We start from the raw sequence: 18,774 nt of genomic DNA on the forward strand, positions 1-18,774 counted from the left end.
CTCCCTTCCGGGGTAGGGCCGTTGCCTCGCCGAACCGCACGGCTGCGAGCCGGGGGCACCGCACAAAACGCACCGGGTTCGGAGCGCGCACCTCGAACGGACGCTCCGGCGGTGGGAAACGGCGGTTCGTCACCGGCTCAGAAGAGTTCCAGCAGCCCCTCGGGGGGATCGATGGTGACGGTGCCGTGGTCGGTGTCCACGTCGACGACGATGTCGGCGACGAACGGCACCAGGGCCTCCCGGCCGTCCGGGAGGGCCAACCGCAACAACTCCCCCGCCGGGGCGTGCAGCACACCGAGCGAACTTCCCAGCTCGGCACCGTCCGGACCGACCGCCCGCAGCCCTTCCAGCTCGTGGTCGTGGAACTCGTCCGGATCCTCGAGTTGTTCCAGTTCCTCCGGCCGAACGCCGAGCAGCACACCCCGAAGGCGCTCGGCGTCCTCACGCGTGGTCACTTCCACGGCTCTGACCAGCAGCCGTCCGGCGTGCCACCGGACGGCCGCCAGTTCGAGCGACTCGGGACGCGTTCCCCGGGCCTTCCACAGCACTCCGAGTACGGCGCCCGCGACGAAACGTCGTTCCGGACTGTCCGTGCGGATCTCCACTACCAACTCGCCCTGGACCCCGTGCGGTTTGACCACACGGCCGACCACGAGTGGAGCCGCCTGTTGCTCGGCCATCATCGGGCTCTCAGCGATCGGTATCGACCACGTCGACCCTGATGCCACGGCCGCCCACACCGGAAACGACGGTGCGCAACGCGGTGGCGGTCCGACCACCCCGGCCGATCACCTTGCCGAGGTCGTCGGGATTGACGTGAACTTCGAGAGTACGACCACGACGAGTGGTCAACGACTCGACACGCACCTCGTCGGGATTGTCCACGATCCCTCGGACGAGGTGCTCCAACGCGTCGGCGAGGACAGTCACTCCTGGCCTTCCTCGGCCTGTTCCTTGTTCTCGTCCGCAGCGGCGGAGGACTCGGACTTCTTGCCGCCACCCTTCTTCTTCGGGGTGGTGGCGTCCGCGCCCGGCTCCTCGTCGGCGGCGGCCAGCGCTGCCTCGAAAAGCTCCTGTTTGGGGGTCTTGGCTTCCTTCACCTGCAGCGAGCCCTCGGCTCCGGGAAGCCCCTTGAACTTCTGCCAGTCACCGGTGACCTTGAGCAGGTGCTGCACCCGCTCGGTGGGCTGGGCACCGACGCCGAGCCAGTACTGCGCACGCTCGGAGTTCACCTGGATGTGACTCGGCTGCTGCTTGGGGTGGTACTGGCCGATGGTCTCGATGTCCCTGCCGTCACGGCGAGTTTTCGCGTCGGCCACGACAATACGGTAGTGCGGTTCACGGATCTTGCCCAACCGCATCAACTTGATCTTAACTGCCACGGGTGGTGGTGCTCCTCAAACTCTCGTTCGTGCTCCGGTGAGCATCACTGTGCACCAGCGCCGGACGCGCCGGGATGCTCATACTTCGACCAGCCACGAAGCGGTGAGAGAGCCCGCTCGTGGCGAACAGCTCCCTATTGTGCCAGACCCCTTTTCGAGCAGGAGCCCACGGTCTCCGGCTCGGGCACACCGCCGTGAGCGGAAGGCCCGAGGGACGGATCCCCGCTCGGTCTCTCAGGCAGGCAACATGCCCAGCGACATGAGCAACAGCCCCAGCGCGGGCAGGAAGTTGTTCACCTGGTGTGCCACGACGCTAGCAGTCAACCTTCCGGTGACCAGGCGGGCCAGCCCTATCGGGATCGCTATCACGATCAGCAGCAGGGTACGGGCGGGTTCGAAGTGCCCGATGGCGAATATCGCGGTGGTGAGCAGAAAAACGGTCAGCTGGCTGAACCTGAGCCGCTCCATCGCTCCCCAGAGCAGCCCACGGTAGAGCAGCTCCTCGCAGACCGGTGCGATCAGCCACACGTGCAGAAAAATGATCACTGCCAGCACCGGGGGAAGCCGCACGTCCTCGAGCAGACTTCCCACTGCCGAGTTGGCCTGATCCACGCCGACCCAGCGGGTCCAGAGCGCCGAGGCCACGGTGCTGAGCACCAACCCGCAGAAACCGATGAGCAGTCCCGTCCGCACATCCGAACGTCGCCAACGCAGTCCGAAATCCCGCACCGGCCCGTTCCCGCGCACCATGGTCGCGACGACGGCCACCAGACCGGCCAGCACCGTGGGAGCCATCAGCACGAGCACGAACACGGGCCCCATCCAGCCCTGCTCACCGAAGTCCCCCACCAGGGCCGCGAGCCCCACCGAGACCAGCACGAACACGGCCTCCGCGAGGAAGAACGCCCCGAAGCCCCATCGCGGAGCCGCCGACACGGCCGTCCTGCCGTCCGGGCTCGGAGTGACTCCGCCGGACTGTTCCGGATCGACGTCTCCGCCGGATCCGGATGACTGCGGTGCCGTCACGGGCGCCTCCGTGCGAGCCGAGTGACTTCCGGGGCGTGGAACGAGCCACCCCCGTCGGGTCGACAGACTACCGTCGAGGTGCGGGGGTCGGCACCTGGATATATCGCCGGGCCGGGACGCCCGGATCCGCGGAGTGAATTCCGGAACGCTCCGTCACCGCAGCACACGGCCGCGCAACAGGATTCGCTCCGGGGAACGCAGTGCGTCCAGGTCCGCTCGTGGGTCCGCGGCGTAGCAGACCAGATCGGCCGCGGCACCGTGCTCCAATCCCCCGTAGCCGAGCCAGCGACGAGCGGACCAGGTCGCGGCACCCAGCGCCTGTTCCCGAGACATCCCGACTCGGTGCAGCGCGACGATCTCGTCGACGAGCCTGCCGTGCTCGATACCACCCCCGGCGTCGGTGCCCGCGTAGATCGGCACACCGGCCTCGACGGCCTTGCGCACGGTGCGGTCCCCGTCGCGATGCAGTCGGTGCATGTGGGACGCGTAGTCCGGGTACTTGGTGGCGGCGGCCGCGAACGAGGGGAAGTTCTCGATATTGATCAGTGTGGGAACCAGTGCGATTTCGTCCCGCGCCATCCGCTCGATCATCGCGTCGTCGAGGCCCGTACCGTGCTCGATGCAGTCGATCCCCGCGTCCAACAGCCCGGCCAGCGCCTGTTCCCCGAACACGTGCGCGGTGACCCGTGCGCCGTGTCGATGCGCGGTCTCGACGGCCTTGTGCAGCACGTCCGGGTTCCAGAGCGGAGCCAGATCCCCCACCGAACGGTCTATCCAGTCCCCGACCAGCTTGACCCAACCGTCGCCCTGTGCGGCCTGCCTCGCCACCGCTTCCGGAAGCTCCTCCGGGTCGTCGAGCTGTTCGGCGAGATGCGGGATGTAGCGCTTCGGCCGCGCCAGATGCCTACCGGCGCGAATGATCCGGGGGAGATCGGTTCGGGACTGCAGCGGCGTGGTGTCCAGCGGCGAGCCGCAGTCCCTGATCAACAGCGTGCCCGCCGCCGCGTCGGTCTCGGCCTGGGCTACCGCCTCGTCGAGATCCACCGGGCCCCGGGGCCCGATTCCGACGTGGCAGTGCGCGTCGACGGGACCGGGGACCACGTACCCGCCGTCGATGATCGTGACGGCGTCCTCGACCGGCTCAGTACTGATCACACCGTCGCTGACCCACAGATCACGCGATCTGCCCTCGGGCAGCAGCACACCACGCAGATGCAGCCCCGTCACGAACACTCCTCGGTCATCGAACCGCTCCTCGCGAACCGGACACGGACCTCGGCCACGGCCCCGCCTCACCCGGACCCGCGTGGGACGGCCTCCGGCGGGGCGCTTCCGGTGGCACCGCTTCTCCGGGCACGCCCACCGCTCCGGGAACCCCACCGACGGCTTCGGAAACCCGGCGAGCGATCGCGAGCGCGGGGTTACTTCTTCTTCTTACCGAAGTCGAGTTTCGACGGGTCGAATCCGGGGGGAAGCTGATTGAGCCCCCCTGGCAGCTGGGAAGGATCAGCTCCCTGACCACCACCGGGCATACCGGGAAGACCGCCGGGCATCCCGCCGCGTGCCGCCTTGGACTGCGTGGGCCCCTTGTTCTTGCCCTTCTTCCCCTTCTTGCTCTTGTCCTTCTTGGTGGCCTTACGGCCCCCGCCGCCACCGCCACCGCCGAACTGGCCCGCCATCTGCTGCATCATCTTGCGGGCCTCGAAGAACCTGCTGACCAGGTCGTTGATGTCACTGACCCGTACGCCGGAACCATTGGCGATACGCTGCCTGCGGGAGGCGTTGATGATCTTCGGATCGGCACGCTCGGCCGGGGTCATGCCGCGGATGATGGCCTGCACCCTGTCGAGGTGAGCCTCGTCGAAGTTGGCGAGCTGGTCCTTCATCTGGTTGGCCCCGGGCAGCATGCCGACCAGATTCTGCAGCGGCCCCATCCGGCGGACCGCCTGCATCTGCTCCAGGAAGTCCTCCAGCGTGAGCTCGCCCGTACCGAGCTTCTCGGCCGCCTGCTCGGCACGATCCGCGTCGAAGGCCTGCTCGGCCTGCTCGATCAGCGTGAGCATGTCGCCCATGCCGAGGATGCGACTGGCCATCCGGTCGGGATGGAAGACGTCGAAGTCCTCGATCTTCTCGCCGTTGGAGGCGAACATGATGGGCTCACCGGTGACCTGCCGGACCGACAGCGCGGCGCCACCCCGCGCGTCACCGTCGAGCTTGGTCAGCACCACGCCGTTGAAGCCGACTCCGTCGCGGAACGCCTCGGCGGTACTCACGGCGTCCTGACCGATCATGGCGTCGACCACGAACAGGATCTCGTTCGGATTCACCGCGTCGCGGATGTCCGAGGCCTGCTGCATCATCTCCTCGTCGACACCGAGGCGGCCCGCGGTGTCGACGATGACGACGTCGTGCTGGGCACGTTCCGCCTCGGCGACACCGCGACGCGCGACGTCCACGGGGTCGCCGACACCGTTGCCCGGTTCGGGGGCGAAGACCGGTGAACCGGCACGCTCCCCCACCACCTGCAACTGCGTCACGGCGTTGGGGCGCTGCAGGTCGCAGGCCACGAGCATCGGGGTGTGTCCCTGCCCGGCGAGCCACTTGGCCAACTTGCCTGCCAACGTGGTCTTACCGGAACCCTGCAACCCCGCGAGCAGGATCACCGTGGGTGGCTTCTTCGCGAGCGTGAGATCCCGCTTCTCGCCACCGAGGATGCCGACCAGCTCCTCGTTGACGATCTTGATCACTTGCTGGGCGGGATTGAGGGCCTGGGACACCTCGGTGCCCTTGGCCCGCTCCTTGACTCCCGAGATGAAGCCGCGCACCACCGGCAGTGCCACGTCGGCTTCCAGCAACGCGATACGGATCTCGCGCGCGGTGGCGTCGATGTCCGCCTCGGACAGGCGCCCTTTGCCGCGCAGGTTCTTCAGGACCGAAGTGAGCCGGTCGGAAAGAGTGTCGAACACGGGGTCACGGGCTCCAGAGTCGTCGATGTTCCTACGCCGAGGGTAACCGCCCACCTACGGTGCCCGAAGGCGGACAGGGACACGAACCGATGTTCAGCCTCGATCGACCGCGGGACGCTTGTCACCGCCGGAACGTGCTCCACCCGCACCGGCACGCCCCTTGCGCCGGGAACTCGAGCGCTCCCTGCCCCCGGGCCTGCGGGACCAGCCACCGGAACGACGAGGCGGTTCTCCCTCGGTGCGGCTGATCCGCAGTCCACGTCCGGCGACCTGCGTCTTGCGCAGCTTGCGCAGCATCTCCTCCGGCATCTCGGCGGGCAGCTCCACGAGGGTGTGCTCGTCGCGGATGTCGATGTGCCCGATCCGCTTGCTGGAAAGACCGCCCTCGTTGGCCAGCGCCCCCACCAGGGCGCTGGGGGTCACGCGATTGCGACGACCGACCTCCACCCGGAACATGGCCGTGTCGGAATCCGAGGACTCGAACTCGGCGGAGCGCTGCGAGTTGCGACGCGATTTCGACTCGGGCTCGGGTTCCGGCTGCAACAGCAGCGGACGGTCGCCCTGGGTCATGCTCGCGAGTGCCGCTGCCACCCTGGCGGCGGGCACCTCGCTGTTCTGTTCGTAGTCGCGAACCAGCTGCTCGAAGATCTCCAGTTCGCCGCTCTGCAGCGTCTCGGTGATCCGCTGCCGGAAACGTTCGAGCCGTCGCTCGTTGACCGCTTCGATCGTCGGAAGGTCCATCCGCTCGATGGACTGGCCGGTGGCCTTCTCGATGGAACGCAGCAACTGCCGTTCCCGCGAGGTCACGAACAGGATCGCCTCGCCGCTGCGCCCGGCGCGACCGGTACGACCGATCCGGTGTACGTAGGACTCGCTGTCGTGGGGGGCGTCGTAGTTGAGCACGTGCGAAACCCGGTCCACGTCCAGTCCGCGCGCGGCGACGTCGGTGGCCACGAGAATGTCGGTGCGGCCCTGCCGCAGCTGCTCGATGGTGCGCTCCCGCTGCGCCTGGGCGATGTCACCGTTGATCGCGGCGGCGTTGAAACCGCGCAACCGCAGCTGCTCGGTCAGTTCCTCGGTGAGCTGCTTGGTGCGGGCGAACACGATGGCCGCGTCGACCGGTTCGACCTCGAGCAGTCGTGACAGCGCGTCGACCTTGCGGACACCGCGCACCTGCCAGTAGCGCTGGCGAATGTTGGCCGCTGTGGTGGTGGAGCTGCGAACCGCCACCTCCACGGGGTTGTCCAGGTAGGACTGGCTGATTTTGCGCACGGCGTTCGGCATGGTCGCCGAGAACAGCGCGACCTGCCGCTGGGACGGAACGGACTTCAGGATCCGCTCCACGTCCTCGATGAATCCCATGCGCAGCATCTCGTCCGCCTCGTCGAGCACCACGTGGCTCAGCTCGGACAAGTCCAGCGACCCCCGGTCGAGGTGGTCGATGAGGCGTCCCGGCGTGCCGACGATCACGTGCGCGCCGTCACGCAGCCCGCCGAGCTGCGGTCCGTAGCTCTGTCCACCGTAGATGGGCAGCACCCGGAAACCGGGCAGGTTGGCGGCATAGGTGCGGAACGCCTCGGCCACCTGGATGGCCAGCTCACGGGTGGGAGCCAGCACGAGGGCCTGCGGTTTCTTGCGCTTGTCGAGATCGATGTTGGAGAGGATGGGCAGTCCGAAGGCGGCGGTCTTGCCGGTGCCGGTCTGTGCCTGACCGGTTACGTCACGCCCCTGCAGCAGCGACGGGATGGTCTCGGACTGAATGGGCGAGGGAGTCTCGTAACCGAGTTCGGTGAGGGTCTGCAGTACGCGGCTGTCGAGATCGAGCTCGTCGAATGTGGGCATGTAAGTCTGGAGTCTCCTCGTGTGGTCGGGGCGGCTGAAGCACTGCGGACGAACCCGTGGCGGCATCCACGACACGGATCGCACGAATCGGGTTCGCTGACCGACGGCACCGTTCACGCACCGTCGCCTACGCATCTCGGGCCGCGCTCACCCGCAACGCACACTCTGTTGCCAGTCACTCGCAGCTCGATGAATCTCAGCCGGCAGCGCCGGGTGCGTCCGGCGCGTACCGTCCAGGATAACGGTCGATCACGTCCGTCTCGGCCCCCCGTCGGCCCTTCGGGGAACAACGTGACACTACGGAACCAGTTGAACCCCGCCAGTAACCTCCGCGCGAGTGAGTACGTACACCCGGTGCCATCCTCGCAACCTACCGAGGCGATACAGGTACTGCCTGGGGAGCCGGGCACGGCGTACGTGTCGAGCGAACGCGCGTGCCGCTATCATTCTGCCACGTGCTCGCTGCCCCGCCAGCGCGGCGGTGGGTGGGACCTCCAACCAGCACAGCACGGGTCTCCGCCCGGTGAGGGTGGCAAGCGCGACCAGAAAACCCCGCGCGGCGCGGCGTGTGGCGGGCACGTGCACCACCACGACGCCGGGAGCCAGCAGGCACGCCACCACGACCCTGACGTAGTGCAGCGGATGGACGATCGCCCGGTAGAGCCGGCGAGGGACACCGGCACCGAACCCCGCGAGCAGCACCCGGTACAACTGCGCGGAATCCAGCACGACGGTGGGGACGGAGCAACGGAGCGAGCCCAGCAGTGTGGTCTTGCCCGCGCCCGGCAGTCCCGCTACGACGAGCAGATCCCTGGGGCCGACCCGGATAAGCGAAGCGGAGTCGTCGTGTGGTCCATCACGGACAGGAGACGTGGTGGTTCCGACGACAACACGGGCGAGCAGACCAGCGCACCGGAAGTCACTTCGTGTACTCACTTCGCGTTCACTGTACCCGACTCGCGGACCGCCCGGCGGGATCGCCGGAAAACCGGACCGACCGGATGGCCCGACCCCACGACGGGCCATCCGACGGGCACCCCCTGGGACGCGGAACACTCCCCGACGACTTCCGCCCGACCCCCAGCACGGGCGGGAGCTCCACCCCTCACCGGGGAATGTTCACGGCGTCACACCGGAATTCTGGCGTTCGGACGGCCCTCGGCGAGAGCGTGATGACCCCTGAACCGAGCTACGTATTGCTACGCATATCCGGATGTGCCGCGCTGCCGGGGCCTACGCAGCCGGTACCACGCGGAGGACCACCGCACCCGGTCCGGACGCGAAAACGGCCGTTCCCGGAGTCGGCGGCACCGACTCCGGGAACGGCCCGGGAGTCCCACTTCTCGAATCGGGGTTCCGGCCCGGGGAGGCACGAAGGGGCCGGACCCCGGCGGACGCCGAACGGCGTCGCCCGCTCAGACCGCTTGTTCTCCGGTCTCACCGGTGCGCACCCGCACCACGGACTCGACAGGTGTGACCCACACCTTGCCGTCCCCGACCCTTCCGCTGCGGGCAGCGGAAACGATCGCCTGCAGCACGTCGTCGGCATCGGCGTCGTTGACCAACACCTCCACCCTGGTCTTGGCCACCACGTCGACCTTGTACTCCGCGCCGCGGTAGATCTCGGTGTGCCCCTGCTGCCTGCCGTACCCCTGCACGTCGGCGATGGTCATCCCCCGGATCCCCAGGGCGGTCAGGGCGTCCCGCACCTCGTCCACTTTGGCCTGTTGCACGACGGCTGTGACGAGCTTCATCGAACACTTCCTTCCAGCGTTTCGATCGAGCCGTGTTCGGTGGTACGCGAGCCGCGCACCGTGTTGCGCGCGTCCCCGAAGTTGTAACCGGACTCGGCGTGTTCGGTTTCGTCGATGCCGATGTCCTCGTCGGCGGGCTCGAGGCGGAAACCGATCGTGCTACGAACGAGCCAGGCGATGCCCAGGCTCAGCACCAGGGAATACGCCAGCACCGCGACAGCCCCTACGGCCTGTCGCCACAGCTGGTCGAAACCGCCACCGTAGAACAGCCCCGCCACGCCCGCGGGAGCACTCCCGGAGGCGAAGAGCCCTACCAGCAGGGTGCCGACGAGACCACCGACCAGGTGTACACCTATGACGTCGAGCGAGTCGTCGTAACGCAGCCGGTACTTGAGCTCCACCGCGAGCGCGCAGACGACACCGGCGATGCCCCCCACCGCGATGGCTCCCATCGGGGTGACCGCAGAGCAGGCAGGTGTGATCGCCACCAGTCCCGCGATGATGCCGGAAACCGCTCCCAGGGTGGTCGGTTTGCCGTGTCGGATCCGCTCGACGAGCATCCAGGCGAGCATGGCCGCGCCCGCACCCACGAGCGTGTTCACGAAGACGATGGCGGCCGTGGTTCCCGCCGTCAGCGCGGAACCGGCGTTGAAACCGAACCACCCGAACCACAGCAGTCCCGCTCCCAGCACCACCAGCGGGAGGTTGTGCGGTTTGCCCGTCTCCCTCGGCCAGCCGGAGCGGGGGCCCAGTACCAGCACCAGCGCGAGCGCGGCCGCTCCCGCGTTGATGTGTACGGCGGTTCCACCCGCGAAGTCGATCGCCGCGAGTCGGTTCGCGATCCAGCCCCCGACCGCGGTCACCTCACCGGCCGCGTTGGTCTCGTCGAAGGCGAAGACCCAGTGGGCCACCGGGAAGTACACCAGGGTGGCCCACAGCCCGGCGAACAGCACCCAGGGTCCGAACCGGGCACGGTCCGCGATCGCACCGGAGATCAGCGCCACGGTCAGGATCGCGAACATGGCCTGGAAGGCGGCGAACGCGAACGTGGGGATCGAGCCGGACAAGCTCTCCTGCCCGACGAACCGCGACATCCCGAAGAACTCCACGGGGGAGCCGAGCAGCCCCACGCCACCGAGGTCGGAACCGAACGCTCCGGAGTATCCGTAGATCACCCAGAGCACCCCGACGACGCCCAGGCTGCCCAGGCTCATCATCAGCATGTTGAGCACGCCGCGGGAACGAACCATGCCGCCGTAGAACAGCGCCAAGCCGGGTGTCATGAGCATCACCAGAGCAGCACACACCAACACCCAGGCGGTGTCACCTGAATTCACGTCGCCTCCCGTACGATCCGGCGCTCCAAGTCGAGTCCGAATACTCGGCAACGTGTGTTTCCCGATGACGTTTTCGTCGTGTCGAGGGGGTGAAATCCGCACCGGCGACTGTTAAGTCCCGATTGGCGGAATCACCGGCGTGTTAACACCCCGGAGTACTCCGGTCAACCGAGCAGCGCGTCGACGAACGCCTCCGGTTCGAACGGGGCGAGATCGTCGGCTCCCTCTCCCAGGCCGACCAGTTTGACGGGCACGCCGAGCTCGCGCTGCACCTGGAAGACGATCCCTCCCTTGGCGGTCCCGTCGAGTTTGGTAAGCACGATTCCCGTGACGTCGACGACGTCGGCGAACACCCTCGCCTGGGCGAGCCCGTTCTGACCGGTCGTGGCGTCGAGCACCAACAGCACCTCGTCGACCTGCGCACGCTTGCCGATCACACGTTTGACCTTGCCGAGCTCGTCCATCAGGCCGGTCTTGGTGTGCAGCCTGCCCGCGGTGTCGACGAGGATGGCGTCGACACCGGAGTCGGCACCACGCTGCACCGACTCGAACGCCACGCTCGCCGGGTCGGCTCCCTCGTCGCCCCGGACCACCTCGGCGCCGACACGTTCGCCCCACGTCCCGAGCTGTTCCACCGCGGCGGCGCGGAAGGTGTCGGCGGCGCCGAGCAGCACCGTGCGCCCGTCCGCGACCAGCACGCGAGCGAGCTTGCCGGTGGTGGTCGTCTTGCCGGTTCCGTTGACCCCGACGACCAGCGCCACCGCGGGCTTGCCGCCGTCCGCCGGATCGCCGTGCGGCAGCGCCTGGACCGCGCGGGACTGCGTGGTGGCCAGCGCGTCCACCAGCACCTCGCGCAGCAACGCCCTCGCCTGCTCGGGAGTGCGCACGCCGCGAGCGGCCACCTCGGTACGCAGCCGCTCGATTATCTCCGAGGCCGTGGTGGCACCGAGGTCGGCCATCAGCAGGGTGTCCTCGATCTCCTCCCAGGAGTCCTCGTCGAGGTCACCGGCGCCGAGCAGCCCGAGCACGCTCTGCCCGAACATCGACTGGGAACGCGCGAGCCTGCCACGCAGCCGCTCCAGCCTGCCGGTGGACGGTTCGATCGGCTCGACCTCGACCTCGGTCTCCGCGGCCGTGCCCGGTTCGGCACCGGCCTGGGAGTCCTCGGGCCGTTCGGGGCTTTCGGGAGGCACCGTGCCGGTGGCTCCGCCGGAGGCGGCGGTCGCGGTGGATTCGGAGTCCTCGTCCCGCGGGGCCGGTGTGTCGGTCTCCGGGACCGGTTCCGACTCGGCTGGAGGCTGTTGCTCCGGAACGGTGGGAGCGGTGGCGGACTCGGCAGCCGGTGGTTCTCCCGTGGTAGTCGCGGTGTCGTCGGTTCCGACCGTGGTGTCATCGGCCTCGGAGGAACTGGGCAGCGGAACATCGACCATGCCGCGCCGTTGACTGTCCCTGGGAACCGCGGCGTCGTCACCGACACCCGGCTGCCCCTGCGTGTCGGTTCGCTCCTCGACGGGATGCTCGGGTGCGCCGGTCGTACCGCCACTGGAGAGGCTGATTCCACTGCCCGCGCGGTAACCACCCCGGCCCGCGGACGTATCCTCCCGCTCCTGTTGAGCGAGGCTGACCCGCCTGCGCCGAGCGAGCAGGATGCCCGTGCCGACGAGTACGGCCAGCACCACCAGTGCGGCAACGATGATCAGGATCACATTCGTGGTGGACACACGTCCATCGTCGCACCCGAAGAGCGCACCGCCGGACGCGACCCGCGCGGCGGGTTCGCGCGGAAAGCCGTGTCGGGCTTGCACTGACCCCCGCGGTGATCTACACCACCAGGATGAAGCCGTGGCGGGTGATCGGGCTACTTTCGGGAACCTCGATGGACGGGGTGGACGTCGCCGCTGTCGAATTTCGGCTGCGGGCGGGGGTGATCGAGTCGCTTCCGCTGGGCTACGACTCGTTGCCCTACCCCGAGACGCTGCGTCGGGAGCTCGTGTCACTGACACGTTCGGAGGACAAGGGGCCGTCCGCGTGGTGCGGGCTGGAGGCCGAGACCGGCCGGGCGTTCGCCGCGGCCGCGAGGTACGGCGTCGAAGAGCTGGCCCGCGGGCGGGCGGATCTGATCGGATCGTTCGGCCAGACCGTCCGGCACGAGACGGTGCGGGGCGGCACGCTGGGCACGCTGCAGCTGGGCGGCTCCGCCCGGATCGCCGAAGCCACCGGACTTCCCGTGCTCGCCGACCCGCGCAGCAGGGACGTGGCCGCGGGTGGGCAGGGTGCGCCGTTGGCGCCGGTACTCGATGTGCTCTGGCTCGCGGGCCTCTTCCCTCCCGTGTGGACCACCTCGTCACCGGACGGCGTGCTGGCACTGAACGTGGGCGGTATCGCCAACATCACGGTGGTGGGCCGAGGAGAACCGATCGCCTACGACACGGGGCCGGGAAACGCGCTGATCGACGCGGCCGCCGAACTGGTCGGTGCCGAGGAAGGGCGCGACACCGACGGCACGTTGGCCGCGCGTGGCCGGGTGCGTCCGGATCTGCTGGAAAGGCTGCTGGCCGACGAGTACTTTCACCTCTCCCCGCCGAAGACGGCCGACAAGGAGCACTTCGGGCTCGAATACCTGCGAAACGCGCTGGCGGCGGTCTCGGAGGTCGCCGCGCCGGACCTGCTGCGCACCGTCACCGAACTCACGGTCCGCACCGTGACCGAAGCGTGTGCCGCGCACGAACCGGGCCTGGTGATCGCCTCGGGCGGAGGAGTGGCGAATCCGGTTCTGATGTCCGGGCTGCGGCGCGAGCTCGGCAGGCACGGCGCCGAGCTGAACACCAGCGGACAGCACGGGATACCTCCCGATGCCAAGGAGGCGTTCCTGGCCGCGCTGCTCGGTTTCCTCGGGATGCACGGGATCGCGGGCAACATAGCGTCCTGCACCGGTGCGGAGGGGCCCCGCGTGCTGGGCACCCTCACCCCGGGAAACCGGCCGTTGTCGACCCCCGAACCCGTCGGGACCCCGGTGACAGCACTCCGGATCTCGGCGCCGAGCGCGTTCCACACCCCCGGCCGGGAGAGCACATGCGCATCATCGACCTGGCAGTGATCGGCGTCTACCTGCTGGCGATGCCCGCCCTCGGGATTCTGCTGGCGGGCAGGCAGCGCGGAACCGGTGACTACTTCCTGGGCGGACGTGACCTGCCCTGGTGGGCGGTCTGCTTCTCGGTGGTGGCCACCGAAACCACAACGCAGACCGTGATCAGCGTTCCCACCGTGGCCTATCTGGGGTCGTTCACCTACCTGCAGTTGGCCATCGGGTACCTGATCGGCAGAACGATCGTGGCTTTCGTGCTGCTGCCGCGCTACTACACCGGCGAACTGGTCAGCGCCTACGCGTTCCTGGGGCAACGCTTCGGGCGAGGAATGCAGGGCACGGCCTCGGTAACCTTCTCGATCACCAGGTTGCTGGCGGACGGGCTGCGGCTGTTCGCCACGGCCATCCCGGTGAAGGTGATGCTGGCCTCGTTCGGTGTAGCCGCGAGCTACTGGCAGATCGTCCTGGGGCTCTCGGCGCTGACGGTGATCTACACCTACTTCGGGGGTATCCGGGCCGTGGTCTGGGTCGACGTGGTGCAGTTGGGTGTCTACGTGGGCGGCTCGGTGCTCGCGGGGATCATTCTGCTGAGCAAGCTGCCCGGCGACTGGTTCGACCGGGCGCTGCGGGCGGGCAAGTTCGAGCTGTTCGACCTGAGCTCGCCGGTACTGACGAGTCAGTACTCCTTCGTCACCGCCCTGTTCGGCGGAGCGGTGTTCGCGATGGCCTCGCACGGTGCCGACCAGTTGATGGTGCAACGGCTGCTGGCCTGCCGCACACTCGCCGACAGTCAACGCGCGGTGATCACCAGTGGCCTGCTCGTGCTGCTGCAGTTCGCGCTGTTCCTGGGTATCGGTTCGATGCTGTGGGCGTTCTTCGCGGGGGCCGACCCCGAGCAGTTGGGCCTGAGCAGCGGTGACGCCCTGTTCCCGCGGTTCGTCGTGAACCAGCTTCCGCCCGGCCTATCCGGGCTGTTGATCGCGGGAATCATCGCGGCCGCGATGAGTACGCTGTCCTCCTCGTTGAACTCGCTGGCCACCTCGACCGTCAGCGACCTGTATCAGCGACTGAGCGGCAAGGTCCACGAGGAGCGGGTACTGCTGCGACTGGCGCGGGCGGTCACGGTCGGGTGGGCGCTGGTGTTCGTCGTGTTCGCCGCGCTGTTCACCAGTACCGACAACCCGGTGGTCGAGGTGGGCCTCGGAATCGCGTCCTACACCTACGGGGCCCTGCTGGGGGCCTTCCTACTGGGACTGCTGGTGCGGCGTGCGCGACAGCCCGACGCGGTGGCGGCGTTCTGCTGCGCACTGCTGGGGGTGCTCTGGCTGGCGTTCGGCGCGGCTTTTCCGGACGGGCAGGGAGGTCACGCACCGCTGGCGTTTCCCTGGTACGCACCGATCGGCGTGGTGATCACGCTGTTCGTGGGTGGTGTGCTGTCGCTGCGACACCGTCCGAGCCGGGAGGAAACCACGCGCGAGTCCGAACTGTCCGAGGCAGGCTGAGTCCCCGGTAGCGGCGCCGGTAGCGCACCGACACGGCGGCACCGTGACCGCGCCGCACGGTGCCACGTCCGCTGCGCGGGAGTGCTCCCGAGCGCCCCGTCAGGGACCCGCCTCTCCCCCGGGTGGGCTCCCCTCGGACGGGCCCGCGGCGTGCGCGGGTTCGGTGGTCTCGACGGGCTCGCCGTTACCCGAGGCCAGCCGTTGCGATATCACGGTGGTGATCCCGTCGCCGCGCATGCTCACGCCGTACAGGGCGTCGGCGATCTCCATGGTGGGCTTCTGGTGCGTGATGATGATCAACTGCGAGTTCGCCCTGAGTTGATCGAGCAGACCGATCAGGCGCCGCAGGTTCGTCTCGTCCAGCGCGGCCTCCACCTCGTCGAGCACGTAGAACGGGGAGGGGCGAGCCCGGAAGATCGCCACCAGCATCGCCACGGCGGTCAACGACTTCTCCCCGCCGGAGAGCAGGGACAGCCGCTTGACCTTCTTGCCCGGCGGTCTGGCCTCCACCTCCACACCGGTGGTGAGCATGTCCTCGGGGTCGGTGAGCACGAGCTTTCCGGAACCCCCCGGGAACAGGACCGAGAAGACCTTCTCGAACTCGGCCGCTACGTCGTCGAACGCGGTCGAGAAGACCTCCAGGATCTTCTCGTCGACCTCCTTGACCACGTCGAGCAGGTCCTTGCGGGTGGCCTTGAGATCCTCCAACTGTCCCGAGAGGTACTTGTAACGCTCCTCCAGGGCGGCGTACTCCTCCAGCGCCAACGGATTGACCTTGCCCAACGCGGCCAGATCCTTCTCCGCGCGGTCGGCCCGCCGCTGCTGGGTGTCCCGGTCGTAAGGCAGCGACGGCGGCTTGCTGACCTGCTCCCCGCGTTCCTTGGCCGTCTCGTACTCCGACAGTTCCGTCGGGCTCGGCGGTACCGCGACATCGGGCCCGTACTCCTGGACCAGATCGTCCAGCCCCACGCCGAAGTCCTCGACGATCTTCGTTTCGAGCTGTTCGATCCGCAATCGCTGCTCGGCACGAGCAACCTCGTCACGGTGCACCGCGTCGGTGAGCTTCTCCAGTTCCCCGGACAGCTCACGCACCTGGTTACGCACCGTCTGCAACCGGCTCTCGTTCTCGGAGTGCCGCTGTTGCAGCTCGTCGCGCTGCTCACCGGCCGAGCGCAGTGACACCTCGATGCGCTGCAACGCGGTGCGGCAGCCCTCGATCACGGTCTCGGCGACCCGTGCGCCACGCTGCCTGGCCAGTCGTGCCTGTTCGGCGCGCTCCCGCTGCTGCCGTTCCTGTCTGGCGGAACGCCGCAGCTGTTCGGCCCGACCCTGCAACGCGCGTGCGCGCTCCTCGGCGCTGCGCACCGCGAGTCTGGCGTCCATCTCCCGCTGTCGCAGGTCGTCCAGTTCGGAAGCCAGCCGGTCCCGTTCGGTGGTGTCGGGTTCCTGCTCGTCGAGCTGCTCGGACTGCACCACCTCCAGCCGTTCCTGGAGCTCGGCGAGCTTGGCCACCGCCTCCTGCCGCGAACGCTCCACGTCACCGCGCTGGGTGCGCAGCCGTTCGACTTCAGCGGCGGCGGACCGGGCGGCCTCGAGCAGGCTGGCCACCCGCTCGGAACTGCGTGCGTGCCGCACCCGGAGTTCGTTGCGCTGTTCCCGCGCGGTGTTGACCTCGGCCTCGCGGGACTCCAGTTCGGAGCGAGCCCCCTCCAGGGCGGCGCCGTGCCGTTCCACCGCGCGCCGTGCCTCGGCCAGCTCGGACTCGGCCTCGTCCACGGCGGCCTGCACCTCGATGGGGCTCCGGTGGTCCGAGGCGGCGGAGCCGCCGGAGGACCAGCTGCTGCCGAGCAGGTCCCCCTCCGAAGTGACCGCCCGCACCCCGGGGTGCCGCTCCAGCAGTCGTTCCGCGCTGTCCAGGTCCCCGACCACCGCGACCCGGTCGAGCAGCACCGTCAGGGCGGGCAGCAGCTCGTCGGGGGCTCGCAGCAGGTCCACCGCCCAACGCGCCGAACCGTCCAGCTCCGGCCAGGCGGTTCGGTCGGGGCGGACGGCGGCCCCGACGAGCAGGCCGCTACTGCCCGCCTCGTCCTCCTTGAGCACTCGTAGCGCGGTGGCCGCGTCGGTGACCCCGCGCACCGCCACCGCTTCGGCGGCCGTCCCCAGGGCCGCGGTCAGGGCGGGCTCCGCCCCGGGTTCCACGCTCAGCAGGGCCGACACCGAACCGAGCAGGCCGGGAACACGTTCGCCCGCGGCCAGCAACGTGGCCGCACCGTCCTTGCGGTCCAGCCCCATCGACAGCGCCTCCACCCGAGCCTGCCAGGAGGCCGTCTCACGTTCGGCGGCCCGCTCGGCCTCGACGAGTTCGTCGACTCGTCGCTTGGCCGCGTCCCTTGCCTCCTCGGCGTTGGCACACCGCTGTTCGACGCCGTCGTCGTCGCCGTGCTCGGTGTCGTCCGCCGCGGCGGCCTCCTCGTAGGCCTGCTGCGCCTCGGCGGCGCGCTGCTCGGCCTCGGTGGTCGAGGCCGTCAACCGTTCGATCTCCTCGTCGGTGGCTGCCACCTTGCTGCGCATCGACTCGACTTCGCCGGAGAGGCGCGCGGCTCCCTCCCGGCGATCGGCTATGGCGCGCACCGCGGCCATGTGTGCGTTCTCGGCCTCCCGCAGTGCCGACTCGGCTTCCGAACGGCTCGTCACCACCTCGGCGAGCGCCTCGCGGGTGCGCTCGGCCTCCTCGTTGGCGGTCTCCTCGCGCTCGGCCGCTTCATCCGCTTCGGCCTCGAGTTCCTCCGGGTCGCGCTCCGAGCGGTGCTGCTCCGGTTCGGCACTGAGGTGCTTGTGCCGTTCCTGCGCCAGTCGCAGCGTCCCGCCGAGCCGTTCCTGCAGCGCGGAGAGCCGGTGCCAGGTGTCCTGGATGCGTGCCACCCGAGGAGCGTCGGCGCTGACCTGCTCCCCCAGCTGCTTCTCCTGTTCCTGGGCCTGCTGCAGCGCTTTTTCCGTCGCTGCCCGCTTGTCGCGCGCGGCCTGCTCGTTGGCTTCGTCACGTTCGAGCTCGGAGCGAGCGGTCACCAGGTCGTCGGCGATCAGCCGCAGCCGCGCATCCCGCAGTTCAGCCTGGATGGTCTGGGCCCTTCGGGCGATCTCGGCCTGCTTGCCCAGCGGTTTGAGTTGCTTGCGCAGCTCGCCGGTCAGATCGGTCAACCGGGTCAGGTTGGCCTGCATCGCCTCCAGCTTGCGTAGCGCCTTCTCCTTGCGCTTGCGGTGTTTGAGCACGCCCGCGGCCTCTTCGATGAGCCTGCGGTGCTCCTCGGGCTTGGCCTGCAGGATGCTGGAGAGCTGCCCCTGACCGACGATGACGTGCATCTCCCGGCCGATTCCGGAGTCGGACAGCAGTTCCTGCAGATCGCGCAGCCTGCAGGCGTTGCCGTTGAGCTCGTACTCACTGGCACCGTCGCGGAACATGCGGCGCGTGATCGACACCTCGGTGTAGTCGATCGGCAGCGCACCGTCGGCGTTGTCGATGGTCAGATTGACCTCGGCACGCCCGAGCGGCGCCCGCCCCGAGGTTCCGGCGAAGATGACGTCCTCCATCTTGCCGCCCCGCAGCGCCTTGGCGCCCTGCTCCCCCATGACCCAGGTCAGCGCGTCGAGCACATTGGACTTGCCGGAGCCGTTCGGCCCCACCACGCACGTGATCCCCGGTTCGAACCGCAGGGTCGTGGTCGACACGAAGGATTTGAAACCCTTCAGCGTCAGGCTCTTCAGATGCACCGCTGCTCAACGACCTTCCCGCGAAATGACGGCTGTGCGCTACTGCCGGGACGCTCGGAGGAAACCGTCGGTGCCGTGGCAGACCGCACTGCTCCGGCCCGAGGACCGATTC

The 18,774-nt window shown here is 68.7% G+C and carries 14 protein-coding genes; 2 read left to right on the forward strand and 12 right to left on the reverse strand.

The genetic code is table 11. The features are described 5' to 3' along the window. Positions 1-137: 137 nt before the first annotated feature. The 11 genes from rimM to ftsY all read right to left on the reverse strand — a co-directional run bounded on the left by rimM (position 138) and on the right by ftsY (position 12,028). Positions 138-680: a ribosome maturation factor RimM gene (gene rimM, locus BLR41_RS20940; protein WP_092632265.1), complete on the reverse strand. Its 543-nt coding sequence runs from the start codon at positions 678-680 to the stop codon at positions 138-140. 10 nt (positions 681-690) lie between these two features. Next, on the reverse strand, positions 691-930 hold the full coding sequence (locus BLR41_RS20945; protein ID WP_092632068.1) for an RNA-binding protein: 240 nt from the start codon (positions 928-930) through the stop codon (positions 691-693). Next, positions 927-1,382, reverse strand: a complete 456-nt coding sequence (gene rpsP / locus BLR41_RS20950) for a 30S ribosomal protein S16 (protein ID WP_092632071.1) — start codon at positions 1,380-1,382, stop codon at positions 927-929. The genes BLR41_RS20945 and rpsP overlap by 4 nt, the downstream gene beginning before the upstream one ends. 234 nt (positions 1,383-1,616) lie before the next feature. Then, entirely contained in the window at positions 1,617-2,408 is a 792-nt protein-coding gene (locus BLR41_RS20955; RefSeq protein WP_092632074.1) for a CPBP family intramembrane glutamic endopeptidase, read from the reverse strand. Between the two features lie 153 nt (positions 2,409-2,561). Next, on the reverse strand, positions 2,562-3,635 hold the full coding sequence (locus BLR41_RS20960; protein ID WP_176798086.1) for a metal-dependent hydrolase family protein: 1,074 nt from the start codon (positions 3,633-3,635) through the stop codon (positions 2,562-2,564). A gap of 194 nt (positions 3,636-3,829) precedes the next feature. After that, complete coding sequence (gene ffh / locus BLR41_RS20965) at positions 3,830-5,374, reverse strand: signal recognition particle protein (protein ID WP_092632077.1); 1,545 nt, start codon at positions 5,372-5,374, stop codon at positions 3,830-3,832. A 93-nt stretch (positions 5,375-5,467) separates the two neighbouring features. After that, positions 5,468-7,216, reverse strand: coding sequence for a DEAD/DEAH box helicase (locus tag BLR41_RS20970; protein WP_092632080.1), 1,749 nt, complete (start codon positions 7,214-7,216; stop codon positions 5,468-5,470). Between the two features lie 297 nt (positions 7,217-7,513). Next, positions 7,514-8,152, reverse strand: coding sequence for an ATP-binding protein (locus tag BLR41_RS20975; RefSeq protein ID WP_245694666.1), 639 nt, complete (start codon positions 8,150-8,152; stop codon positions 7,514-7,516). A gap of 479 nt (positions 8,153-8,631) precedes the next feature. Beyond that, positions 8,632-8,970, reverse strand: a complete 339-nt coding sequence (locus BLR41_RS20980; protein WP_092632082.1) for a P-II family nitrogen regulator — start codon at positions 8,968-8,970, stop codon at positions 8,632-8,634. After that, positions 8,967-10,307 carry an ammonium transporter gene (locus BLR41_RS20985; protein WP_092632085.1) on the reverse strand — a complete coding sequence of 447 codons (1,341 nt, stop codon included), beginning with the start codon at positions 10,305-10,307 and terminating at the stop codon, positions 8,967-8,969. Before BLR41_RS20985 ends, BLR41_RS20980 begins: the two co-directional genes overlap by 4 nt. A 164-nt stretch (positions 10,308-10,471) precedes the next feature. After that, a complete protein-coding gene (gene ftsY / locus BLR41_RS20990; protein WP_092632088.1) occupies positions 10,472-12,028 on the reverse strand; it encodes a signal recognition particle-docking protein FtsY in 1,557 nt (518 codons plus the stop codon). Positions 12,029-12,183: 155 nt separating this feature from the next. Between ftsY and BLR41_RS20995 the strand changes: the two genes are divergently transcribed. After that, positions 12,184-13,404, forward strand: a complete 1,221-nt coding sequence (locus BLR41_RS20995) for an anhydro-N-acetylmuramic acid kinase (protein WP_245694668.1) — start codon at positions 12,184-12,186, stop codon at positions 13,402-13,404. Further along, complete coding sequence (locus tag BLR41_RS21000) at positions 13,380-14,894, forward strand: sodium:solute symporter (RefSeq protein ID WP_092632091.1); 1,515 nt, start codon at positions 13,380-13,382, stop codon at positions 14,892-14,894. Before BLR41_RS20995 ends, BLR41_RS21000 begins: the two co-directional genes overlap by 25 nt. Positions 14,895-14,993: 99 nt before the next feature. On the opposite strand, the gene smc is transcribed toward BLR41_RS21000, so the two are convergent. Continuing rightward, on the reverse strand, positions 14,994-18,662 hold the full coding sequence (gene smc, locus BLR41_RS21005) for a chromosome segregation protein SMC (RefSeq protein ID WP_092632094.1): 3,669 nt from the start codon (positions 18,660-18,662) through the stop codon (positions 14,994-14,996). Between the last annotated feature and the right edge of the window lie 112 nt (positions 18,663-18,774).

Source organism: Actinopolyspora mzabensis, from assembly GCF_900101095.1.
Taxonomy (GTDB): Bacteria; Actinomycetota; Actinomycetes; order Mycobacteriales; family Pseudonocardiaceae; genus Actinopolyspora; species Actinopolyspora mzabensis.

What these genes read in the sequence shown, in the direction of transcription:
- rimM (WP_092632265.1), bottom strand. Translation starts at nt 680, where the DNA reads ATGGCCGAGCAACAGGCGGCTCCACTCGTGGTCGGCCGTGTGGTCAAA.
- BLR41_RS20970 (WP_092632080.1), bottom strand. Translation starts at nt 7,216, where the DNA reads ATGCCCACATTCGACGAGCTCGATCTCGACAGCCGCGTACTGCAGACC.
- BLR41_RS20980 (WP_092632082.1), bottom strand. Translation starts at nt 8,970, where the DNA reads ATGAAGCTCGTCACAGCCGTCGTGCAACAGGCCAAAGTGGACGAGGTG.
- BLR41_RS20995 (WP_245694668.1), top strand. Translation starts at nt 12,184, where the DNA reads ATGGACGGGGTGGACGTCGCCGCTGTCGAATTTCGGCTGCGGGCGGGG.
- BLR41_RS21000 (WP_092632091.1), top strand. Translation starts at nt 13,380, where the DNA reads ATGCGCATCATCGACCTGGCAGTGATCGGCGTCTACCTGCTGGCGATG.